At 72.9% G+C, this 21,972-nt stretch carries 16 protein-coding genes; 5 read left to right on the top strand and 11 right to left on the bottom strand.

Going from position 1 to position 21,972, the window contains the following annotated elements; genetic code table 11:
* Positions 1–437 precede the first annotated feature (437 nt).
* On the bottom strand, positions 438–1,055 hold the full coding sequence (locus tag AC07FT_RS30680; RefSeq protein WP_479179221.1) for a hypothetical protein: 618 nt from the start codon (positions 1,053–1,055) through the stop codon (positions 438–440).
* Between the two features lie 137 nt (positions 1,056–1,192).
* The gene (gene ahcY / locus AC07FT_RS30675; protein WP_471205238.1) at positions 1,193–2,650 is read right to left on the bottom strand and encodes an adenosylhomocysteinase; all 1,458 of its coding nucleotides are present in this window, start codon (positions 2,648–2,650) and stop codon (positions 1,193–1,195) included.
* A 402-nt stretch (positions 2,651–3,052) separates the two neighbouring features.
* On the opposite strand from ahcY, the gene AC07FT_RS30670 reads away from it, so the two are divergent.
* Positions 3,053–5,452, top strand: coding sequence for a fructose-specific PTS transporter subunit EIIC (locus tag AC07FT_RS30670; RefSeq protein WP_479179220.1), 2,400 nt, complete (start codon positions 3,053–3,055; stop codon positions 5,450–5,452).
* Positions 5,453–5,585: 133 nt separating this feature from the next.
* Here AC07FT_RS30670 and AC07FT_RS30665 read toward each other — a convergent pair whose 3' ends face one another.
* The 6 genes from AC07FT_RS30665 to AC07FT_RS30640 all read right to left on the bottom strand — a co-directional run bounded on the left by AC07FT_RS30665 (position 5,586) and on the right by AC07FT_RS30640 (position 11,679).
* Positions 5,586–6,503 (bottom strand): cation diffusion facilitator family transporter, encoded by a 918-nt coding sequence (locus AC07FT_RS30665; RefSeq protein WP_479179219.1) that lies wholly within the window; start codon positions 6,501–6,503, stop codon positions 5,586–5,588.
* Between the two features lie 93 nt (positions 6,504–6,596).
* Positions 6,597–7,808: a mannose-6-phosphate isomerase, class I gene (gene manA, locus AC07FT_RS30660; RefSeq protein ID WP_471205233.1), complete on the bottom strand. Its 1,212-nt coding sequence runs from the start codon at positions 7,806–7,808 to the stop codon at positions 6,597–6,599.
* Positions 7,809–7,897: 89 nt separating this feature from the next.
* The gene (locus tag AC07FT_RS30655) at positions 7,898–9,229 is read right to left on the bottom strand and encodes an SIS domain-containing protein (RefSeq protein WP_479179218.1); all 1,332 of its coding nucleotides are present in this window, start codon (positions 9,227–9,229) and stop codon (positions 7,898–7,900) included.
* A 106-nt stretch (positions 9,230–9,335) separates the two neighbouring features.
* Positions 9,336–9,518 carry a Trm112 family protein gene (locus AC07FT_RS30650; protein ID WP_431776059.1) on the bottom strand — a complete coding sequence of 61 codons (183 nt, stop codon included), beginning with the start codon at positions 9,516–9,518 and terminating at the stop codon, positions 9,336–9,338.
* Between the two features lie 162 nt (positions 9,519–9,680).
* Positions 9,681–11,039 (bottom strand): phosphomannomutase/phosphoglucomutase, encoded by a 1,359-nt coding sequence (locus tag AC07FT_RS30645; RefSeq protein WP_479179217.1) that lies wholly within the window; start codon positions 11,037–11,039, stop codon positions 9,681–9,683.
* Positions 11,040–11,226: 187 nt separating this feature from the next.
* Positions 11,227–11,679, bottom strand: coding sequence for a DUF3499 domain-containing protein (locus AC07FT_RS30640; protein WP_479179216.1), 453 nt, complete (start codon positions 11,677–11,679; stop codon positions 11,227–11,229).
* 272 nt (positions 11,680–11,951) lie between these two features.
* On the opposite strand from AC07FT_RS30640, the gene AC07FT_RS30635 reads away from it, so the two are divergent.
* Positions 11,952–12,422, top strand: a complete 471-nt coding sequence (locus AC07FT_RS30635) for a metallopeptidase family protein (protein WP_471205227.1) — start codon at positions 11,952–11,954, stop codon at positions 12,420–12,422.
* 13 nt (positions 12,423–12,435) lie between these two features.
* Here AC07FT_RS30635 and AC07FT_RS30630 read toward each other — a convergent pair whose 3' ends face one another.
* From AC07FT_RS30630 to AC07FT_RS30620, 3 genes are all read right to left on the bottom strand, one after another.
* Positions 12,436–14,025 carry a DUF5719 family protein gene (locus tag AC07FT_RS30630; protein WP_479179215.1) on the bottom strand — a complete coding sequence of 530 codons (1,590 nt, stop codon included), beginning with the start codon at positions 14,023–14,025 and terminating at the stop codon, positions 12,436–12,438.
* Positions 14,022–17,966 carry a glycosyltransferase family 2 protein gene (locus AC07FT_RS30625; protein WP_479179214.1) on the bottom strand — a complete coding sequence of 1,315 codons (3,945 nt, stop codon included), beginning with the start codon at positions 17,964–17,966 and terminating at the stop codon, positions 14,022–14,024. The genes AC07FT_RS30630 and AC07FT_RS30625 overlap by 4 nt, the downstream gene beginning before the upstream one ends.
* Before the next feature lie 182 nt (positions 17,967–18,148).
* A complete protein-coding gene (locus tag AC07FT_RS30620) occupies positions 18,149–18,412 on the bottom strand; it encodes a WhiB family transcriptional regulator (RefSeq protein WP_004952403.1) in 264 nt (87 codons plus the stop codon).
* A 553-nt stretch (positions 18,413–18,965) separates the two neighbouring features.
* On the opposite strand from AC07FT_RS30620, the gene AC07FT_RS30615 reads away from it, so the two are divergent.
* From AC07FT_RS30615 to AC07FT_RS30605, 3 genes are all read left to right on the top strand, one after another.
* On the top strand, positions 18,966–19,496 hold the full coding sequence (locus AC07FT_RS30615) for a cysteine dioxygenase (protein WP_479179213.1): 531 nt from the start codon (positions 18,966–18,968) through the stop codon (positions 19,494–19,496).
* 73 nt (positions 19,497–19,569) lie between these two features.
* Positions 19,570–20,556: a 2-phospho-L-lactate transferase gene (cofD, locus tag AC07FT_RS30610; protein ID WP_479179212.1), complete on the top strand. Its 987-nt coding sequence runs from the start codon at positions 19,570–19,572 to the stop codon at positions 20,554–20,556.
* Positions 20,553–21,932: a coenzyme F420-0:L-glutamate ligase gene (locus tag AC07FT_RS30605; protein WP_479179211.1), complete on the top strand. Its 1,380-nt coding sequence runs from the start codon at positions 20,553–20,555 to the stop codon at positions 21,930–21,932. The genes cofD and AC07FT_RS30605 overlap by 4 nt, the downstream gene beginning before the upstream one ends.
* Positions 21,933–21,972: the final 40 nt, after the last annotated feature.

Below are 21,972 nucleotides of genomic sequence, written 5' to 3'. Positions count from 1 at the left end.
TCACCGGCTCCTCCGGGCTTTTCCCTTCGGTCTTTCGTGTTTCCAACCTTACCAGATCCGTTTTCCGTTCCGTTTCCGGTCCGAATTCCGTTTCCAGTGGCCGTTGGAGGGCCTTTGCCTTTCGGCTGCCTTTCGGCGTGTTTTGACTTTAGCAGACTCGCTCGGGCCGACCTAATCGGCTCTTGCGTTACCCACGGGGTCAAAAGTGTCCGCCGGAATTCCATTCATGGATATCACGGACGGACGATTGAGATGCCAACGGCTGCTGACGGGCATACCCTGCTCTTCGCAACCGTTAAAATCTACCTCCCCATGCCACCCGTGTCAACAGGTTTCGGGGAGATGCACACCGTAGCAGCTCAGCAGGGGTGGATGCACATCCGCCGGCCCATGGGCCGGAGCCCCGCCCCACCCCGCTTGTCCCGGGTCGGGCAGCGTCAGGCCACGAAGCCGGACGGCGGGCTCTCCAGCTCCTCCAGCTCGATGCCGGGAGCGGACAGCACCACGTCTCCCGCGAGGTGGACCGTGTGCTGTTCCCCGGTGTCCACCTCGGCGACCTGGTACTCGTCCACGGTCAGCGGGCCGGTGTCGGTGGTGTGCTCGGTCCGGCCGGTGAGCGCCCAGGACTGGTCGAGTGTGCGCGGGGCGAGCACCGGATCGGTCAGGGCGACCAGCCGGACGCGGGTCGCCGGAGCCCCGGGGACGAGCCGCAGCAGCCGGGAGACCGCGACGAGGAAGGCCGGGGAGGCGCCGGTGAAACCGTGGGCGGCGACATTGCCCTCGGTGGCGTGCTCTCCGGTCGGGTCCATCCGGACCCAGGTCACCCCGTCCAGTGCGGCGCCCCGCACCTGCCAGCTCGCGGCGTGCAGCTCCAGCCGGAGCGGGCGGCCGAGCTCGTCGAGGGTGAGGTCCACGGATCCGGCGTGATCGCCCGAGGGCGCGGTGCGCTGAGCGACGTAACGCCAGCCACTGGGGCCCGGTGCGCACTGGAAGTGCTCCTCACCGAGGGGCGTGCCGTCGTGCGGATCGTGGAGGGAGTAGCGGCCGCGGGGCATGGTGTGGTCCTTGGCGGAACGCGGGCCGCCGCCCGGTCGCCACGGGGACGCCGGGCGGGCCCTGTGGCCCCCGCCGCGGAGGCGGGGGCCGGTGACCGGTCCGCACCGCTGTGCGGATGCGGACCGGTGCGGGCGGATCAGTAGCGGTAGTGGTCCGGCTTGTACGGGCCCTCGACCGGGACGCCGATGTACGACGCCTGCTCCGGGCGGAGCGTGGTGAGCTTGACGCCGAGGGCGTCCAGGTGCAGCCGGGCCACCTTCTCGTCCAGGTGCTTGGGCAGCACGTAGACGTCGGTCGGGTACGACTCCGGCTTCGTGAACAGCTCGATCTGGGCGATCGTCTGGTTCGCGAAGGAGTTGGACATCACGAACGACGGGTGGCCCGTGGCGTTGCCCAGGTTCAGCAGCCGGCCCTCGGACAGCACGATGATGGTCTTGCCCTCGGGGAAGGTCCAGGTGTGGACCTGCGGCTTGACCTCGTCCTTGACGATGCCCGGGAGCGCGGCGAGACCGGCCATGTCGATCTCGTTGTCGAAGTGGCCGATGTTCCCGACGATCGCCTGGTGCTTCATCCGGGCCATGTCGGAGGCCAGGATGATGTCCTTGTTGCCGGTCGTGGTGATGAAGATGTCGGCCGTCTCCACCACGTCCTCGAGGGTGGCGACCTGGTAGCCGTCCATCGCCGCCTGGAGCGCGCAGATCGGGTCGATCTCGGTGATGATCACCCGGGCGCCCTGGCCGCGCAGCGACTCGGCGCAGCCCTTGCCCACATCGCCGTAGCCGAAGACGACCGCGACCTTGCCGCCGATCAGGACGTCGGTGGCGCGGTTGATGCCGTCGATCAGGGAGTGGCGGCAGCCGTACTTGTTGTCGAACTTCGACTTGGTCACCGCGTCGTTGACGTTGATCGCCGGGAAGAGCAGCGAACCGTCGCGCTGCATCTCGTAGAGGCGGTGGACACCGGTGGTGGTCTCCTCGGTGACGCCGCGGATCTCGGAGGCCAGCTGGGTCCACTTCTGCGGGGCCTCGGCGATGGTGCGGTTGAGCAGTTCGAGGATGACCCGGTGCTCCTCGTTCTCCGCGGTGGAGACGTCCGGGGCGGCACCCGCCTTCTCGTACTCGACGCCCTTGTGCACCAGGAGGGTGGCGTCACCGCCGTCGTCCAGGATCATGTTCGGGCCGCCGGTGGGGGTGCCCGGCCAGGTCAGCGCCTGCTCGGTGCACCACCAGTACTCCTCCAGCGTCTCGCCCTTCCAGGCGAAGACCGGGATGCCCTGCGGGTTCTCCGGGGTGCCGTTCGGGCCGACGGCGATGGCGGCGGCCGCGTGGTCCTGGGTCGAGAAGATGTTGCAGGAGGCCCACCGGACCTCGGCGCCGAGCGAGACCAGGGTCTCGATCAGGACCGCCGTCTGCACCGTCATGTGCAGCGAGCCGGTGATTCGCGCGCCCGCCAGCGGCTGCGAGGCGGCGTACTCCTCGCGGATCGCCATCAGACCGGGCATCTCGTGCTCGGCGAGGGTGATCTCCTTGCGGCCGAAGGCGGCCAGGGACAGGTCGGCGACCTTGAAGTCCTGACCGGATACGGCTGTCGTCATGGTTGCTGCTCCTCATCGGAAGTCGATCGGTTGCGAGCGAGAGTTTTCGGCTGGGCATGCGAGTCGACGGACAGGGGGTGTCGGCGTCACGAGGCCGGACACACCTGTCCCCTGGATTCGCACTGCGCAGTCCGTCGGAGGCCCTCTCTCCCTCGGCCGGTCCGCGGAACGGACCGCCCGACCGCCATCAGCAGCGACGTCTGGCTCGGTCACGAATCTACACCGATCAGCGCGGTGAGCCCCAGCCCGCACGGGCGTTCTTCGGCCGCGGATCCGGCGAGGGCGGTGTACCCGGCCGGGTGACCGGCCTCTTTGCTCCCGTCCACATCTGTTGCAGGATGCCGCGAGCACGGGGACGCTTGCACATTCCCGCGCCCGCTCGAACGCCGTAAGGAGAACGACGTGACCAGTACAGCCGAACCCCCGAGCGGTGCCGGGGCCAGAGGTCCGGGGCTCAAGCTGCTCGCGGTGACCGCCTGTCCGACGGGCATCGCCCACACCTATATGGCCGCCGAGAAGCTGGCCCGGGCCGCGGAGTCGCTCGGCCATAGCATGAAGGTCGAGACCCAGGGATCCATCGGGGCCGAGAACGTACTGTCTGACAACGATGTCAGAGAGGCGGACGGCATCATCATCGCCGCCGACAAGGACGTCGACCGCAGCCGGTTCGCGGGTAAGCGGGTGCTGGTCGTCGGGGTCGCCGAGGGCATCCACCACCCGGAGCGGCTGATCGAGCGGGTGCGCAGCGCGCCGGTCCACCAGGGCGAGGGCGACGGCAACGGTGACGGCAAGGGGACGTCCGGAGCGGCGGGCCGGGCGTCCGGTGGCTCCGGCGGCACGGGGCGCGGCGTCACCTATAAGGCGCTCATGAACGGCGTCTCGTACATGATCCCGTTCGTCGTGGTCGGCGGACTGCTGATCGCGGTCTCGCTCGCGCTGGGCGGTGACACGACGTCCAAGGGGATCGTCATCCCCGACGACTCCTTCTGGAAGTCGGTCAACGACATCGGCGTCATCGGCTTCCAGCTGATGATCCCGATCCTGTCCGGCTATATCGCCTACGCGATCGCCGACCGGCCCGCGCTGGTGCCGGGCATGGTGGGCGGCTGGATCGCCGCCCACGGTGAGCTGTACGACAGCGAGGCGGGCGCCGGGTTCATCGGGGCGATCGTCACCGGCTTCCTCGCCGGTTATCTGGTGCGGTGGATCAAGAAGGTCAAGGTCCCCAAGTTCGTCCAGCCGATCATGCCGATCATCGTGATCCCAATCGTGGCGACCACGGCGCTCGGACTCTTCTTCATCTATGTGCTCGGCGAACCGATCGCCTGGGTCTTCGAGCACCTCACCGACTGGCTGGGCGGACTGACCGGCACCAGCGCGGCGCTGCTCGGGATCATCCTCGGACTGATGATCGCGTTCGATATGGGCGGGCCGGTCAACAAGACGGCGTTCCTCTTCGGCGCCGGGCTGGTCTCCAAGAACCCCGAGGTCATGGGCATGTGTGCGGCGGCCATTCCGGTTCCGCCGCTGGGCCAGGGACTGGCCACGCTGATCCGTCGCCGGATGTTCGACGACCAGGAGCGGGAGACCGGGCTCGCGGCGCTGTTCATGGGCTTCTTCGGGATCACCGAGGGCGCGATCCCGTTCGCGGCGGCGCGTCCGGCCCGGGTCATCCCGGCGAACATGCTCGGCGGCGCGGTCGCCGGTGCCATAGCGGGACTGGCGTCCGTCGAGGACAACGTGCCGCACGGCGGGCCGATCGTGGCGGTGCTGGGCGCGGTCGACGGTGTGGCGATGTTCTTCGTCGCCGTGATCGTCGGTACGGCGGTCACCGGGCTGGGGACGATCGCGCTGATGTCCCTGGGCCGGGACACGGGTGCCGGCGCGGGCGGCGGCGTCGGGGTGGGCGGGCGCGTTCCCGTGCCCGCCTCTGCCGGGGAAGCGGTCGCGGCAGGGGTGGCCGACCGTGGGCGCGTGGGCGCCGCCGTGGCGGTCGGGGCGAATGCGGATCCGGTCGCGACCGCCGTGAAGGATGGTGCGGGCCTTGGCGCCGTCCCCGCGCAGAAGTCCCCGCCGAAGGGCGGGACCGCGTCCGGGGGCGGAGGCGGGGCGGACGACCACGTCGGCTCCGGCGGGGCGGGCCGGACACCGGTCGGCAGCGTTGCCGACGCCGCAGACGGAAGTGGCTCCGGCGGCGACGCCGGGGCGGGCGGGACACCGGGCGGCGGCGACGCCGAGACCGCGAGCGGGAGTGATTCTGGCAGCGACGTCGGGGCGGGCGGGACACCGGGCACCGGCGACGCCGCTTCGGCCGCGACCCGCGGGACGGCGGGCTCCGGCGGCGGGTCGGTGTTGTCCGGCTATCTCACCGAGCGGACGGTCGCCGAGCGGCTGACCGCCGACGGCAAGGACGCCGCCATCCGCGCGATGGCCGCCCTGCTCACCGGTACCGGCCAGGTCACCGACGCGGACGGGCTGGTCACGGCCGCGCTCGCTCGTGAGGAGCAGGGCACCACCGGTCTCGGTGAGGAGATCGCGATCCCGCACGCCAAGACGGACGCGGTGACCGCTCCGCTCGTGGGGTTCGCCCGGTCCGAGGAAGGCGTGGAATGGGGTGCTCCGGACGGCACCAAGGCCCGGCTGATCTTCATGATCGCGGTGCCGGAGGCCGCCGCGGGCGATGAGCACCTGCGGATCCTGGCCCTGCTGTCGCGGAAGCTGATGTCCCCGGAATTCCGGGAACGGCTGCTCACCGCTCCGGACAAGCCGTCGATCCTGGGGATCCTGGGCGAGATCCAGTAGCTCCACGCCCCGCGCCGCCCCCGGATTGCCCGGGACACGCGAACGGCCTTCCGGACCGGTGTGGTCCGGAAGGCCGTCGGCCGTCCTCGCGGCCGAAGGCGGCCAGGACGGCCGGGCGGCGAGGACGGGAGGGTCAGGCGGAGGTGCGGAGGATGTCCGGCTCCAGGTAGATCACCCGGGCGATGGGCACCGCCTCGCGGATCCGTGCCTCGGCCGCGTCGATGGCCCGGGCCACCTCCGCCGCCATGTCGTCGTGCTGCACCGCGATCTTGGCGGCGACCAGCAGCTCCTCGGGGCCGAGGTGGAGCGTCCGCATGTGGATCAGGCTGGTGACGGTCTCACCGTCGACCAGCGCCTCGCGGATCCTCGCGACCTGGTCGGCGTCGGCCGCCTCCCCGAGCAGCAGCGACTTGGTCTCGGCCGCGAGCACCAGGGCGATGACGACGAGAAGGACACCGATGCACATGGTGCCGATGCCGTCCCAGACGCTGTCGCCGGTCGCCAGGGTGAGCCCGACGCCGCCGAGCGCGAGGAACAGACCGACCAGCGCACCGAGGTCCTCCAGGAGGACGACGGGCAGCTCGGGCGCCTTGGCCCGGCGGACGAACTGCGACCAGGTGAGCTTGCCGCGGACCTCGTTGGACTCCTTGATGGCCGTACGGAACGAGAAGCTCTCCGCGATGATCGCGAACACCAGCACCCCGACCGGCCAGTACCAGTTCTCCAGCTCATGCGGGTGCTTGATCTTCTCGTAGCCCTCGTACAGCGCGAAGACACCACCGATGGTGAACAGCACGATGGAGACGAGGAAGCCGTAGATGTAGCGCTCTCGGCCGAAGCCGAAGGGGTGCTCGGGGGTGGCCTCGCGCTTGGCCTTCTTGCCGCCGAGCAGCAGCAGTCCCTGGTTGCCCGAGTCGGCCAGCGAGTGCACGCCTTCGGCGAGCATCGACGACGAGCCGCTGAAGGCGAACGCCACGAACTTTGCTGCGGCGATGGCCAGGTTTGCGCCCAGCGCGGCAACGATCGCCTTGGTTCCGCCAGATGCACTCATATGTGCTGGATGTCCCTTCCGCCTGAAGGCAGTTTTGCCCGTGCTTTACTGCGTCGGCGGGCCATTGTTCCAGCCGTTCACGCGAGCGGTACCTCAGGCGACCAGTGTGGCCCGGAACACAGTCCCCTCACCGGTCAGTGCGATCCGTTCGCCCGCGCGGACGAATGCCGACTCGCCGCGCGCCAGGCGCAGTTCACCGGCCGTGTCGCCCTCCGCCCCGCCGCGCAGGGTGATCGCGCCCGAGACGCAGAGCAGGACCTGCGGGGTGGCGGCGGACAGGGCGCGCGGCTCGGCGCCCTCCGCGAGCACGTAGCGCGACAGCCGGAACTCGTCGATCGGCGTCGCGTACAGCTCCTCGCCGGAGGAATCGGCCTCCGGGCGCAGTACGCCGGGGGCCTCGCTCTCGAAGCGGACCACCCGCAGCAGCTCCGGGACGTCGACGTGCTTGGGGGTCAGACCGCAGCGCAGCACATTGTCGGAGTTGGCCATGATCTCGACGCCCATCCCGTCGAGGTAGGCGTGCGGCACCCCCGCGCCGAGGTAGAGCGCCTCGCCCGGCTGGAGCCGGACGAAGTTGAGCAGCATCGACGCGATCACACCGGGGTCGCCCGGGAAGTGGCGGGCCAGTGAGGCGTACGCCGCGTACGCCGGGGCGTGCGGGCCGTCGAGCGCGCTGAGCCGTTCCGCCGCGAGGGCGGCCTGGTGCACGGTCTCGGCCATCGCCTCCGGGTCGGCGGTCAGCACGGCGGTGAGCACCTCGCGCAGCGCGTGCGACTCCGGGTGGGCGTGCAGGATGTCGACGTACGGCTTGAGGGAGTCGACCTCCAGCGCGGCCAGCAGTTCGGCGGTCTCATCCGGGTCCCGGAAGCCGCACATCCCGTCGAACGGCGTCAGTGCGCATATCAATTCGGGCTTGTGGTTGGTGTCCTTGTAGTTGCGGTGCGGGGCATCGACCGGAACACCGCGTTCCTCCTCGGCCGCGAACCCCTCCCCCGCCTGGGTCAGATCCGGGTGCACCTGGAGGGAGAGCGGGGAGGCGGAGGCGAGCACCTTCAGCAGGAACGGCAGCCGCGGCCCGAAACGGCCCACGGCGGCGGCGCCCAGCTCACCCTCCGGATCGGCCGCGATCACCTCCGAGAGCGCGACCGCGCCCGTGCCCCGGTCGACCCGGGACGGCGCCCCCGGGTGCGCCCCCATCCACAGCTCGGCCTGCGGCTCACCGGTCGGCCTGACCCCCAGCAGCTCGGGGATGGCGGTGGTGGAGCCCCATGCGTAGGGGCGCACGGTGTTGACGAGGCGGTCCATGTGGTGTCGTTCCTGACTGCTGCGAAGGGATCCGGTGGCGGACGGGACGGTGCCGGACGGCGGCGGCGACCCGTTCGCGCGTTACGGCCTCATGATCTGTCGGCGGAAGCGAGCGCGAGGTAAACGGCGGCGAAATCCGTGATGGCGAGAAGCTCAGCGGCGCTCTCCAGCAGGCTGCTGCCCTCGGCCGGTTCGAGCTCGCTGAACGCCGTGTCATGGGCGAGCGCCAGCTCCCGGGCGTTCGGCACGGCCGAGACCTGGTTCACCGGCTCCTCGTGGAGCAGCACGATCCGGGCCCGCAGCGCCTCGGGCTCGTCGACCCGGTCGCGGAAGAAGTCGTCGGGGTCGGCACCGCCCGCGAACGACCCGGCCAGCAGCGTGCCGTGGGCGGCCAGCGCCCCCGGCAGCTCGGAGACCAGCGCGGGCCGCCCGGCGAGCGCCGCGATCAGCCCGGCGAAGCGCCGTCCGGTCGCGGCCGCGAGCGGGCCCTCGGTCCACAGCAGCGGCAGCGCGCCGGCCAGCTCGGCCGCGAGCGTCTTGGCCGGGTTGGTGTAGGTGGCGATCGCCGGGCCGCAGCGCTCGGCGACCTTGTCCAGCCGGTCGGCGACCTGCTGGAGCGCCGCGGGCGGCGCGGACACCAGGCCGATCCGGTCCACGAGCACCAGCAGCGGGGTGAGCAGCGCCCAGAGCGTGCCGGGCAGGGCCGGGCCGGTCACCTCGTCGGGTGCGGTGCCCGGCGGTTCGGTGTGCTGGTGCTGCGGGACGGCGGTGGTGTCGTGCGGCGGGGGCTCACCGATGGCGCCCTCGGGCGGCGCGCCCTCCGGCCGCGGGGGCTGCGGGGCGTCCCCGCCCTCGTCGCCGGCGTACGGACTCGTGGTGGACGGGCCGGTGGCGTACGGGTTGGTGGTGTACGGGGCCGAGGAGTTGGAACTCGCGGCCAGCGGCACCATCAGACCGCGCGCCTGCGCGACCGCGTCCGCCAGCGGTGAGTGGCCCGGCGCGACGGAGACGAGCGCGCAGCCCCGCCGGTACGCCTGCTCCACCAGCAGCGGCAGCCCCGGTTCCGTACCGTCCGGGGTCGCGATCACCAGCAGGTCCAGCGGGCCCGCCCAGCCGGGCAGGGTCCAGCGCAGTGCGCCCGGCGCGGGCGCGACCCCGGTGGGGGCGATCAGACTCACCGGGCAGTTGCCGCCGCTGAGCGCGCCGAGCAGGTCGGCGGTGCAACTCCCGGCCGCCCCGGGCCCCGCGACCAGGACCGTGCGCGGTCTGCCGTCCGGTTTGAGATCCCCCACCCCGGCCTCGGCGGCGTGCCGGGCGGCGGTACGGACCCGCGCCCCGGATTCGGCGGCTGCGCGGAGCAGTCCCCGGGTGTCGGCCCGTGCGAGGGCCTCCGGGGCATCCAGGAGGGATTCGTCGAGCATGGTGCTTCGGCCTCCGATCGCCGGTGGCGGGGCGGTACCGAGGGACCGCGGGCGTGACGGGACTGGGCTGACTGCGGCGCGGTCGGGGCGCCGCCGGGGCCTGCCGTCAGGCGGGGCGGCGCGCCTCGTCGACGAGCAGCACGGGGATGCCGTCCCGGACCGGGTACGCGAGCGCGCACCCCTCGCCCGTGCACACCAGCTCGGGGTTCTCCGGGGTCTGCTCCTCACGCAGCGGGGCGTGGCACGCCGGGCAGGCGAGGATCTCCAGGAGACCGGCTTCGAGCGGCATGGGATGTCCCTTCGGGTGTGGGTCCGGCCGGATACGACTCCGGCGTGGTCAGCGTACCGCCGGGCGGCCCCCCGGCGGGGACGGCCGCCCCGCCGGAACCGGACGGCCCGGCCCCGCCGCCCGGGCACCCGGCGGACGGGGCCCGGCGCGGCGGGGGAAGGGTCAGGCGCGGACGAGGGCGAGGACCTCGTCGCGGACGCGGTCGGCGGTCTCGGTGTCGCGGGCCTCGACGTTGAGCCGCAGCAGGGGCTCGGTGTTGGAGGGGCGGAGGTTGAACCACCAGTCGGCGGCGGTGACCGTCAGCCCGTCCAGCTCGTCGAGGGTGACGCCCTCGCGGCCCTCGTACGCGGCCCTGACCGCCTCGGCGCGTGCGGTCTGGTCGGCGACGGTGCTGTTGATCTCGCCGGAGGCGGCGTAGCGGTCGTACTGCCCGACCAGCTCGGACAGCGGTCCGTCCTGGCCGCCGAGGGCGGCCAGCACGTGCAGCGCGGCGAGCATGCCGGTGTCGGCGTTCCAGAAGTCCCGGAAGTAGTAGTGCGCGGAGTGCTCACCGCCGAAGATCGCACCGCTGCGGGCCATTTCGGCCTTGATGAAGGAGTGGCCCACCCGGGTGCGGACGGGGGTGCCGCCGTTCTCCTTGACGACCTCGGGGACCGACCACGAGGTGATGCAGTTGTGGATGATCGTTCCGCCCGGGTGCTTGGCCAGCTCCCGGGCGGCGACCAGGGCGGTGATGGCGGAGGGCGACACCGGCTCGCCGCGCTCGTCGACCACGAAGCAGCGGTCGGCGTCGCCGTCGAAGGCGAGGCCGATGTCGGCGCCGGTCTCCCGGACCCGGGCCTGGAGGTCGACGATGTTCTTGGGGTCGAGGGGGTTGGCCTCGTGGTGGGGGAAGGTGCCGTCCAGCTCGAAGTAGAGGGCGTCCAGGTCGAGCGGGAGGCCGTCGAAGACGGTGGGGACGGTGTGGCCGCCCATGCCGTTGCCCGCGTCCACGACGACCTTCAGCGGCCGGATGGCGGTGAGGTCGACCAGCGAACGCAGATGGGCGGCGTAGTCGGCCAGCACGTCCTGCTGGGTGATGGTGCCGGGCCGGGCGGCGGGCTCGGGCGCGCCGTTCGCGGCCCATCCCTCCACCAGCGAGCGGATCTCGGCGAGGCCGGAGTCCTGGCCGACCGGGGCGGCGCCCGCACGGCACATCTTGATGCCGTTGTACTGCGCGGGGTTGTGGCTGGCGGTGAACATCGCGCCGGGCAGGCCGAGATGGCCGCTGGCGAAGTACAGCTCGTCGGTCGAGCAGAGCCCGATCTCGGTGACGTCCACGCCGAGGGAGGCGGCGCCGCGGGCGAAGGCCCGCGACAGACCGGGCGAGGAGGGGCGCATGTCATGGCCGATGACGATCGCGTTCGCCTCGGTCACCCGGGCGAACGCCGCGCCGAAGAGTTCGGCGAGCGGTTCGTCCCACTGGTCCGGGACCACACCGCGCACGTCATACGCCTTCACGATCTGCGACAAGTCGGGCACAGCCAACCCCTTCTCGAGGTCTACTTGGAGGTCTCCACGGACCTCAGAACCTACCCGGAGGACTCCCGCGGCCACCACGAGGCCGATCGTGCGGCGCGGCACGCGGCGGAGGGCGGGGACGGACTGACGCCTCGTCGGGCTTCGCATCCGGGAACGCGGGGGCGGGCCGGTGCGGAGCGGACGGGGGTCAGGAGTCGGGTGAGCGCAGCACCCGCAGATGGCCCCGGCGCGGCACCTCGCGCGGATCGCCCTCGCGGCCGCCCTGTCCGCCGCCCCCGGACGGTCCGGAGCCGCCGACCGCGCCCGCGGCGCGCTCATGCGGCCGGGCGGCCTCACGCACCGCGTTGGCCAGGGCTTCGAGGTCATCGCTGCTGGGCCGGGGCGGACCGGTGTCGACGGCGAGCCGGACGACCTCCCAGCCGCGGGGTGCGGTGAGCCGCTCCGAGTGCTCGGAACAGAGGTCGTAGCAGTGGGGTTCGGCGTAGGTGGCCAGCGGCCCAAGGACCGCGGTCGAGTCCGCGTAGACGTACGTCAGCGTCGCGACGGCGGGGCGGCCGCAGGCGGTGCGCGAACAGCGACGTACAGGGCTCACGACGTTGGACGGTACCGCACTCTTGAGCGGGCCGCGACGACTCTCCACCAGCTCACTCCGCCGTGTCGTCCTGGTTCGCCCCGTGCACCCCATACGTGAACTTACTGGCTGACCAGCGGCTCCGTCCGGCGGAACGGGAGCCGCCGCCACTGATTCCGGTCAGCACACGCATGGAGAGGAGTCAGTCTGAGTCAAGGAAGCGAATCAAGAGACGTCCGTTTCTGGACGCAACCATGGCTGGAATGCTCATTTGGCGACATGCGCCAAGGCTGTCCGGGAAGCGCATGCCGGCCGCCCCGCGGCGGCTACCCTCAGGAGTGATGACCAGGTCCGTACCGCCCCACCAGTCCGAGCCGCGCCCACGCCGCCGCGATCGGCACGGTCGGGGTATGCGCGGTCCGATCGCGCCGCCCCAGGTGCCCCTTTCGGTCAGCCGCGCCGAATCCTTCGTCGATCTCGTGCAGGACTCGGCCGAGCGGCTGGAGAGACGCTGGCCGCAGCTGTCGGGCGTGGACTTCACCGTGCTGGACGTACCCACCTCGGGCAACGGCGGCGGAACCGGCTCCGGCGGACAGGACGGATGGGACGAGGAGTCCGTTCCGCTCGGACGCTTCATCGCGGCCCGCGGGGACACGCCGGACCGGATCGTGATCTACCGCCGTCCGGTCGAGATCCGGGCCAAGAACCGGGACGAGCGGGCGCTGCTGGTCCACGAGGTCGTCGTGGAGCAGGTCGCGGAGCTGCTGGGGCTGGCCCCGGAATCGGTGGACCCGCGGTACGGGCAGGAGTAGCCCCGCCCGCCGGTCACTTCCCGCCGTCGTTCAGCACCGACAGGTCCTGCCGGGCGTCGGGGACCACCACGGTCCCGCCGTCGTCCGGCATCCCCTGGATCGTGAACATCGGCACGCCGTCCTGCGGCAGCGCCAGCATCCGGGAGGCGTGCACCGGACCGCCCGAGAGCCGCTCGACGGTCACCGCGTAGCCGCCCTTGCCCGAGGCCGGACGGGGCGGGGTGACGGAGGTGCTGGTGCCGCCCTTGACCGTGTACGTCTTGCCGGCGGGGGTGCCGCCGCCGCTCGCCGCCGACGCGGTCACCCGCACCCGCGCGGTGGCGCCGGGCGCCACCAGGGAGAGCGTCGAACCCTTGGCACGGTTGTCCGCCGCGGTGGCGGTCCGGTCGATCCGGGCCGTGGCCGGGATGAACGCCGACTCCTGGGCGCTCCCCTTGCCGCGGGTGACCCGCAGCCCGGCGACCACCGGTGTGGCCCGGCCCTCGCCGCCCTCGGGGGTGAGCAGCAGGGAGCCCGGTTCGCCCTTGGTCACGTCGCCGAGGTCGATCGCCGCCGTCATCCCGCTCTTGACGTGCAGGGACTCATGTCCGGCAGGGGTGATCGAACCGGTGCGTCCGGCCAGCCGCACCTTCAGGTCCGCGTCATCGGACCCGGGCGCGAAGACGACCAGGCGGACCGAGGTCGCGTCGGCCGGGACACCGGGGAGCACCACGCTGGTGGCGGGCTCCGCGGAGGCCGGGATCCAGTCGCCGCCGGTCTTCTCGTCGGCCGACTGCACGGCGGCGCCGACCCGCCCGGTGCGGGAGGTCACGCGGAGCGAGACATCGGCGGCCCGCTGGTCGGTGAGGGTGGAGAGCAGCACCGGCACGGTGGCGCGGGGCGGCACGGTGATCGACTCGTCGGTCGACGGCTTGAGCCGGCCGCGTACGCCGTAGAGCTTGAGGTCCACCTCGGCCGCGGTCTCGTCCGGGTTGGTCAGGTGGACGAAGTCCTGGCGGCCGCGGGCGGTGCTGGCGCCGGGGAACCAGAAGTCGGTGTCGGGCGCCGTACACGCGGTGCCCATGATCCCGCGTCCGCTGCCCGCCGCGATCGTGGTGGTCTGCTGGACGGTCCAGCCGGGGGCGAAGCGGCCGTCGGCGGTGCCGATGAGGGCGGGGGCGTCGGAGCGGTCGGTGTCGGTGGTGACCGGCTTGCCGGGCTGCTTCAGCGGCAGCACCGGGGTGCCGTCACCCCCTGCCGCGGTCCGCCGCTCGCCCTTGCCGTCCTTGCCGCCCTCGCGGTCCTTTCCGCCGTCGTCCCCGGCGCCCGGACCGGTCACGTCGTCGGACGGGCCCTGGGCGGGCAGCAGCGCGGCCGCCCCGTCCCCGCCGCCCGTCGCGGCCGTACCGCTCCGCCGCGGGGTGTACGCGGTGTAGGTGGTGCCGGCCACCTCCGAGGAGGTGGGCGTCGGGCACAGCAGGGTGGAGCGTTCGACGGGCATCCGGCCGGCCGCCTCGGCCGAGCCGTCGGCGCCGTCCGGGGAGCCGCCGGTGAGCGTGGCGACGCCGGTGACGGCGGCCAGCGCGGTGGCGGCGCCGATCAGGGACAGGGTGGTGCGGTTCATCGCTGCTGATCGCTCCCGTCGCGGCGGTCCTCGGGCCCGGCGCCGTCGTACGTCGTGTCGCCCTGCTGGGGGTACGTCCCGTCGGCATAGGGCCGCTGCTGGTCGTAGCCGTACGGATCGGCGTACGGGCCGCCCGCGTACGGATCGGCCGGGTACTGGCCCTCCCGGTACGCGGCGCCCTCGGGGTACGAAGCACCCTCCTGGTACCCGGCCGGATAGCCGGTCCCCTGGTAGCCGCCCTGGTACGGATCGCCCGGGTAGCCACCGCCCTGCTGGTACTCGCCGCCCTGCTGGTACGGGTCGCCCTGGTACGGCCCGCCCTCCGGGTACGTGCCGTACCCGGGCTCCGCGTACGGCCCGCCGTCCCACTGCTGTCCGTAGCCCTGCTGCTGCGGCACCGCGTAGGGGGCGCCCGCCGGGGGCTGCGAACCGTCGTAGGGATCGGTGGCGGGCGGCGGGGCGGCCGGGGGCGCGGGCGGCTGCGCGGGGATGGTCACGCCCTCCCCGGGCACGGGCCCGTCCTCGGGTCCGGGCCGTCCGTCCGCGTCCGCCGGTGCCTGCTGCGCGGCCTGCGCCTCGGCGGCGGCCCGCAGCCGCCGCGCCCGGCGCCCGTCACCCGCCAGGTCCTCGGCGGTGACGGCCGGTGCGGCCGCGGTGCCGTCCGCCTCCGGGAGGTCGTCGTCGACCCGGCGGCGGCGCCCCGGCAGCGCGAGCACCACCAGCACCACGGCCAGCAGGCCCTGCGCCCAGACCCATGCGCTGTGGGTCATCGGCGTGTCATAGGTGAGGTCCAGCCGGCCGCCGTTCGCGGGGAGTTCGAAGCCCTGCGCCCAGCCGTCGACGGTCTTCGCCGTCAGCGGGCGGCCGTCCAGCGTGGCCCGCCAGTCCGGCGCGGCCTTGTCGGCGATCCGCAGTACCCGTCCGGCCGTGCCGTCGGGCACCGTGGTGTGCGCCTCGACGGGGCCCGACGCGACGTGCACCGGCGCGCCCGCCGAACCGGGGGCCGCCGACGCGCCCTTGGCGGACCCGGCCGGGACGATGGAGACCCGCGAGACCCGCTGGTCGACCCGCCACAGGACACCGCCGTCCGCCTTGCTGAGCTGGGTGAGGCCCGGGGTCGCGTTCAGCACCCGCGTCATCCCGTCCGGGGCGCCCTTCTGGACGTAGACGTAGCGCACCGCGTAACCGCCGAGCTGACGGGTCTGGTCGGCGCCGGAGCCCGCGATCAGATGGGCCACCACACTGTCGAGCCGGGTGTCGCGGCCGCCCTCCGCGGCGAGTTCCGCGTCGCCGAGCCGGGCGCCGGAGCCGCGCACCAGGACGTAGTCGGCGCGGGCCGCACCGCCGCGGCCGCTGAGCACCAGCGTGCGGGCCTGGTCCTTGGTGGCGCTCTCGGCCGCCACGAACGCCGGGACCTGCGAGGGGTTGTGCCGTCCGACCGGACCGTCCGCACCGCCCGTCATCCAGACGACGGCGGCGTACAGCGGGGCGGCGGCCGAGGCGACGGCGATGAGCAGGGCCACCGGCTGGCGCCAGCCGAAGTTCTGCGCCGCGACACGCTCCCGCGCGCCCTCGGCGCCGACCACGGCCGCGGTCAGCAGTGCCAGACCGTAGACGAGGGTCGCGGGACCGGCCCAGGCCGAGCCGTTGGCCAGGGCCGCGAAGAGGAAGCCGGTGAGCGCCACGGTCCAGGCCGCCCCCACCACGAGCTGCCGCTCACCGCGCATCACGGCGGCCAGCGCGGCCAGCACGAAGCCGATCAGCAGCAGACTGCCGCCGCCGCCTGGGCCGCCGGGGCTGAGCGAGAGCAGGTCCAGGGCGGAGGCGGAGCCGCCATCCGCGTCGAGCCCGGCCTCCTGGAAGAAGCGGCCGGGGTCGGTGAGGAGCCCGAGCGACCAGGGCGCGAGCACCACCAGCGGGGTGCCCAGCACGGCCAGGAACCGCAGTCCGTACGCCAGCAGCAGCTCACGGCTGGTCAGGGCGCGCAGGACGAGCACACCGATGCCCAGGACCAGCGCGATCGGCCAGACGACCGGGGTGAACGCCATGGTGAAGGTGAGCAGCAGCGCGTAGGCCCACGCCGCGCGCCAGCCCGGCGGCCGCCCGCCGGTGCCGCCCGCCCGGAGTCCGGCGGCCGCCGCGGCGGCCCGCGCCATCAGCGGCAGCAGGACGGCCAGGACGGCGGTGCCCAGCCGGCCCCCGGCGAGCGCGCCGGTGGCGGCCGGGAGGAAGGCGTACGCGACGCTGCCCCAGGCGCGCAGCAGCCGGGACTCGACCAGCGGCCGGGAGGCGAAGTACGCGATGAACCCGGCCAGCGGCACCGAGCACACCAGCAGCAGGGTCAGGGTGAATCCGGTGGAGCCCAGGAAGAGCGTCGCCAGGGCGGCCAGCGCCGCGAGATAGGGCGGGGCGGTCTGGGTGCCGCCGGTGCCGACCGGATGCCAGCCGTCCGCGTAGGCGCCCCAGAGGTCGGAGACCCGGTCGGGCGCCGGGAGCAGTCCGCCGCCCGACAGGGCACCGCCGCCGAACAGGTCCCGGCAGGCGACCAGCGAGACCACCAGCAGCACCACGAAGAGCATCGGACCCGGTTTGCGGGCGATCCGCTTGAGCCGGGCGAACTGCTCGACCTCCAGGAAGTCCGCGTCGTCGTCGCCCGGTCCGGACTCGACGGCGCCGTGCCGTCCGCCGGCGGACAGTTCGGGCTCCGAACGTCCGCCGACGTTGCTGGCGACCTGTTCCACGGTGGCCCGTACGGTCGCGCCGGGCGGCGGGAACAGCGGTCGCAGTTCGCCCTTGTCCAGCGTGGCGCGGCCCCTGCGCTTGCGGGCGGCGAGGATCCGCTCCGGCCGCAGCAGGGTGCCGAAGAGACCGGCGACCTCGTCCAGCGCCTGCCCCGGCACCTTGCCCACCAGATAGGCCAGGGTGCGCAGCAGGGTGCCGAGCAGCAGCCGCAGCATCACATACGGCAGCAGCGCGCCACGGGTGTTGACCAGCAGGGTGTAGACGGCCCCGGCCTTGTCGACGCGGTGGGGATTGGCCACCGACCGGCCCACGCAGTCGATGGGCCGCCGCTCGCGCGAGGACGCCTCGGCGTGGCGCAGCACCGCGTCCGGCGCCACCAGCACCTGGTGCCCGGCCTCGTGGGCGCGCCAGCACAGGTCGACGTCGTCCCGCATCAGGGGCAGCTTGGGGTCGAAGCCGCCGAGCCGCTCCCACACATCGCGGCGCACCAGCATGCCCGCGCTCGACACCGAGAGCACCGGGCGCACCTGGTCGTGCTGGCCCTGGTCCTGTTCGCGGCGCTCCAGTCCGGTCCAGCGGCGGCCGCTGCGGGCGATGCTGACGCCGACTTCGAGCAGCTGCCTGCGGTCGTACCAGCCGCGCAGCTTGGGGCCGATGATCGCGGGCTGCCGGTTGGCGGTCAGCTCGGCGTCGGCGACCCTCAGCAGCTCGGCCAGCGCGTCGGGGGCCGGGGCGCAGTCGTCGTGCAGCAGCCACAGCCACTGCACGGGCTCGCCGTGCGGCAGTTCCGGCATGTCGTAGGCGTCGTCCCGCCAGGCGCGGTTGACCGGGTCCCAGCCGCTGGGGCGCTTGAGGTACTCCAGTTCGCCGGGGCCGAGCACCGGGGCGGTGCGGACCGCCTCGGCGACGGCCGTGCCGAAACCGCTGCGGCGTGCGAGGTGCAGCACCCGCTCCTCGCCGAGGGCCTCGGTGAGCAGCCGGGCGGAGTCGTCGGCGCTGCCGGTGTCGGCGGCGATGACGTTCTGCACCGGGCGCTCCTGCCCGAGCAGACCGGACAGCGCGTCGGGCAGCCAGCGGGCGCCGTCGTGGGCGACCAGTACGGCGGTGACGACATGACGCGGGTACGCCGGTGCCTCGGCGGATGCGGACGCGGCGGTGGCGGCCGGGTATTGGGCCGCCGGATGGCTGTGCACGGACATCGAGGTACGGGCCCCGGTTCGCTGGACTGCGGTGGACGCGCGCGCCCCGTGGGGACGTTGGCGCGTCTCGGACGGGCCCCCACACTAACGGCTGCGTACGCAGGCGGTCCGCCGCCCGTCGCGGAGGCGCGGGAGGCGGACCGTTCGCCCGGTGGCCGCTTCGTCCAAGCGGTGCGGATATGTCAGACAGCGGCCTTCTTCAGTCGGCGGCGCTCCCGCTCGGACAGACCGCCCCAGATGCCGAAGCGCTCGTCATTGGCGAGGGCGTACTCGAGGCACTCGGACCGGACCTCGCAGGCGAGGCAGACCTTCTTCGCCTCACGCGTGGATCCGCCCTTTTCCGGGAAGAACGATTCGGGATCGGTCTGGGCGCACAGCGCGCGCTCCTGCCAACCGAGCTCCTCGTCCGCCTCTTCGACCAGCAGTTGCTGGAACAACTCGGTCATGTGCGCCCCTCGTCTGTTTTTGCGTCCCCATGTCCGTTGCCGTCGTGAAGCGGCAGAACGACACGAGTGAAATTACAAGTGTGCCGATCCAGGCCAGTCAAGCCGAGATCTGCTATTGGGCCTCTTATTCACTCTGCGGAACCAAGGCTGCGCGGAAAGTGTTCAAATCGGCCTAAACGAGACACTTCCCTGTTTGCCGCCCCGGGTTCCTCTCCGTGACTCACCAGAGAGGACGCCCTCGGCGCCGATCCCGTTGCGTGTCGCGTGCGGATGCTGCGCCACCTCTCCGCCTAACGCATGCACAAACCTTTCTGCCACGCCGGCTACCGGAAGAGGTGAAAGATTGCGCCAAACAGGAGATCAAGTTGACAGGACGGCGCGTGACCCGCTCTCCTTGTCCCATGTCAGTGACCCACGCGCCCCTCGCGACCCGTGCCCACGGGTTCCGCTGCGCTGTGCAGGCTCGCTGTCGCTGTTCCAGCTGTTGATGCCTCCGAGCTCCAGCTATCTCTGCGCCCTTCCCGCATCTTTTTCCTGCCGAGGAATCCCGCATATGAACAGCGACGTCCAGATCGCCGGTGACCCGCTCGCCATCCCGCATCTGCTGCCGCCCGTACCCGCACACCCCTCCACCGTCTCCGCCTTCGCCGGGCTCGCCCGCGCCGTCGCCGCCGACCGCGACGGCTGGGCCCCGCTCGTCCAGTACGACGCCACCAGCCGCTGGTACCACCGGCTGCGCACCGGCCCCGGCTATGAGGTCTGGCTGCTGAGCTGGGTGCCCGGCCAGGGCAGCGGCGCCCATGACCACGGCCGCTCCTCCGGTGTGCTCACCGTCCTCCAGGGCGAGCTGACCGAACGCGTCGGCCACCAGGGCACGCGCCACACCCTCACCGCGGGCGCCCAGCGCGTCTTCGCCCCCGGCTACGTCCACGACGTCGTCAACGACTCCCTGGAACCCGCCGTCAGCCTCCACATCTACTTCCCCGGACTGACCGAGATGCCGCTCCACCCCACCCAGAACGCCGGCGCCGGCGCGGCACCCGCGCTCGACGGCGTCAACGCGCTGGACGCGCTCGGCGGCTGACCCGCTCCGCTCCCACCTCCGCCGACCGCCCCGAACCTCCTCGGCACTCCGGGCGACTGCAAGACTGTCCCCCATGCGCATTGTGGTTCTGGCAGGTGGCATCGGCGGTGCCCGTTTCCTCCGCGGACTGAAGTCGGCCGCCCCCGACGCGGACATCACCGTCATCGGCAACACCGGTGACGACATCCACCTCTTCGGGCTCAAGGTCTGCCCCGACCTCGACACCGTGATGTACACGCTCGGCGGCGGCATCCACGAGGAGCAGGGCTGGGGCCGGACCGACGAGTCCTTCGCGGTCAAGGAGGAACTGGCCGCCTACGGGGTGGGACCCGACTGGTTCGGTCTCGGCGACCGTGACTTCGCGACCCACATCGTCCGCACCCAGATGATGGGCGCGGGCTATCCGCTGAGCGCCGTCACCGAGGCGCTGTGCGCCCGCTGGCAGCCGGGGGTGCGGCTGCTCCCGATGACCGACGACCGTGTCGAGACCCATGTCCTCATCGACACGGCGGACATCGGCGGCTCCGCCGCGGGTGAGGGCGACGGGCGCAAGGCCGTCCACTTCCAGGAGTACTGGGTCCGGCTGCGCGCCTCCGTACCCGCCCACGCCGTGGTCCCCGTCGGCGCCGACCAGGCCAAACCCGCGCCCGGCGTCCTCGAGGCCATCGCCGGGGCCGATGTCGTCCTCTTCCCGCCGTCCAACCCCGTCGTCAGCATCGGCACCATCCTCGCCGTGCCGGGGGTGCGCGAGGCCATCGCCGACGCCGGGGTACCGGTCGTCGGCCTCTCCCCCATCGTCGGCGACGCGCCCGTGCGCGGCATGGCCGACAAGGTGCTCGCCGCCGTCGGCGTCGAGTCCACCGCCGCCGCGGTCGCCCAGCACTACGGCTCCGGGCTGCTCGACGGCTGGCTCGTCGACACCGTCGACGCGGGCCGGGTCGACGCGGTCGAGGCCGCCGGGATCCGCTGCAAGGCCGTCCCGCTGATGATGACCGACACCGAGGCCACCGCCCGGATGGCGGCGGAGGCGCTGGCGCTGGCCGAGGAGGTGCGCGCATGAGCCCCTCCCCACGGCCCGGCGGGGCCCCCTCGTACCGGGTGTGGGCCCTCCCCGGCCTCCCCGAGGTCCGGCAGGGCGACGACCTCGCCAAGCTCATCGCCGACACCGCGACCGCCGACGGGCTGCCCGGACTCGCCGACGGCGATGTCCTCGTCGTCACCTCGAAGATCGTCAGCAAGGCCGAGGGGCGGATGGTCGAGGCCGCCGACCGCGAGGCCGCGATAGACGCCGAGGCGGTGCGGGTGATCGCCCGGCGCGGCGCCACCCGGATCGTGGAGACCCGGCACGGGCTGGTCATGGCCGCCGCCGGGGTCGACGCCTCCAACACCCCCGCCGGGACCGTGCTGTTGCTCCCGGAGGACCCCGACGCCTCCGCGCGCGCCCTCCGCGACGGGCTGCGGGACGCGCTCGGCGTCGAGGTCGGCGTCCTCGTCACCGACACCTTCGGGCGGCCCTGGCGCAACGGCGTCACCGATGTCGCCATCGGCGCCGCCGGGGTGCGCGTCCTGGACGACCTCCGCGGCGGCTCCGACGCCCACGGCAACCCGCTGAGCGCCACGATCGTCGCCACCGCCGATGAGCTGGCCGCCGCGGGCGAACTGGTCAAGGGCAAGGCGGACGGACTGCCGGTGGCCGTGGTGCGGGGGCTGCCGCATGTGGTGGCCCCGGACCGGGACGACCCCGACGCGGATGCGGATGCGGGTGGGGGTGCGGGTCCGCGTGGCGCGCGGGCGCTGGTGCGCGGTGCCGCCGACGACATGTTCCGGCTGGGCACCTCCGAGGCCGTACGGGAGGCCGTCACCCTGCGGCGTACGGTGCGCGAGTTCACCGACGAGCCGGTGGACGGCGCGGCGGTACGGCGTGCCGTGGCCGCCGCCGTGACCGCCCCCGCGCCCCACCACACGACGCCCTGGCGATTCGTGCTGCTGGAGTCCGCCGAGTCCCGGATCGCACTGCTCGACGCCATGCGGGACGCGTGGATCGCGGACCTGCGCGGCGACGGCTTCTCCGAGGAGTCCGTCGCCAAGCGGGTACGGCGTGGGGACGTGCTGCGCAAGGCGCCGTACCTGGTGGTGCCGTGCCTGGTCGCGGACGGCGCGCATACGTACCCGGACGCGCGGCGCAATGCGGCCGAGCGCGAGATGTTCGTGGTGGCGGCGGGGGCCGGAGTGCAGAACCTGCTGGTCGCGCTGGCGGGTGAGCGGCTGGGGTCGGCCTGGGTGTCGTCGACGATGTTCTGCCGCCCGGTGGTGCGGGAGGTGCTGGGCCTGCCGGAGGACTGGGACCCGATGGGCGCGGTCGCCGTCGGCCACGCGGCGGCTCCGCCGAGAGAACGGCCGGATCGGGACGCGGGGGCGTTCGTGGTGGTGCGGTAGGGGTTCGGTCTCGGTGCTGAGTGCGCCGCTGCGGCGCTCG

It is taken from the genome of Streptomyces sp. NPDC045899 (genome assembly GCF_056431485.1).
Note: the sequence above shows the minus strand (reverse complement) of the source record. Positions and strands in the feature narration are given on the sequence as shown.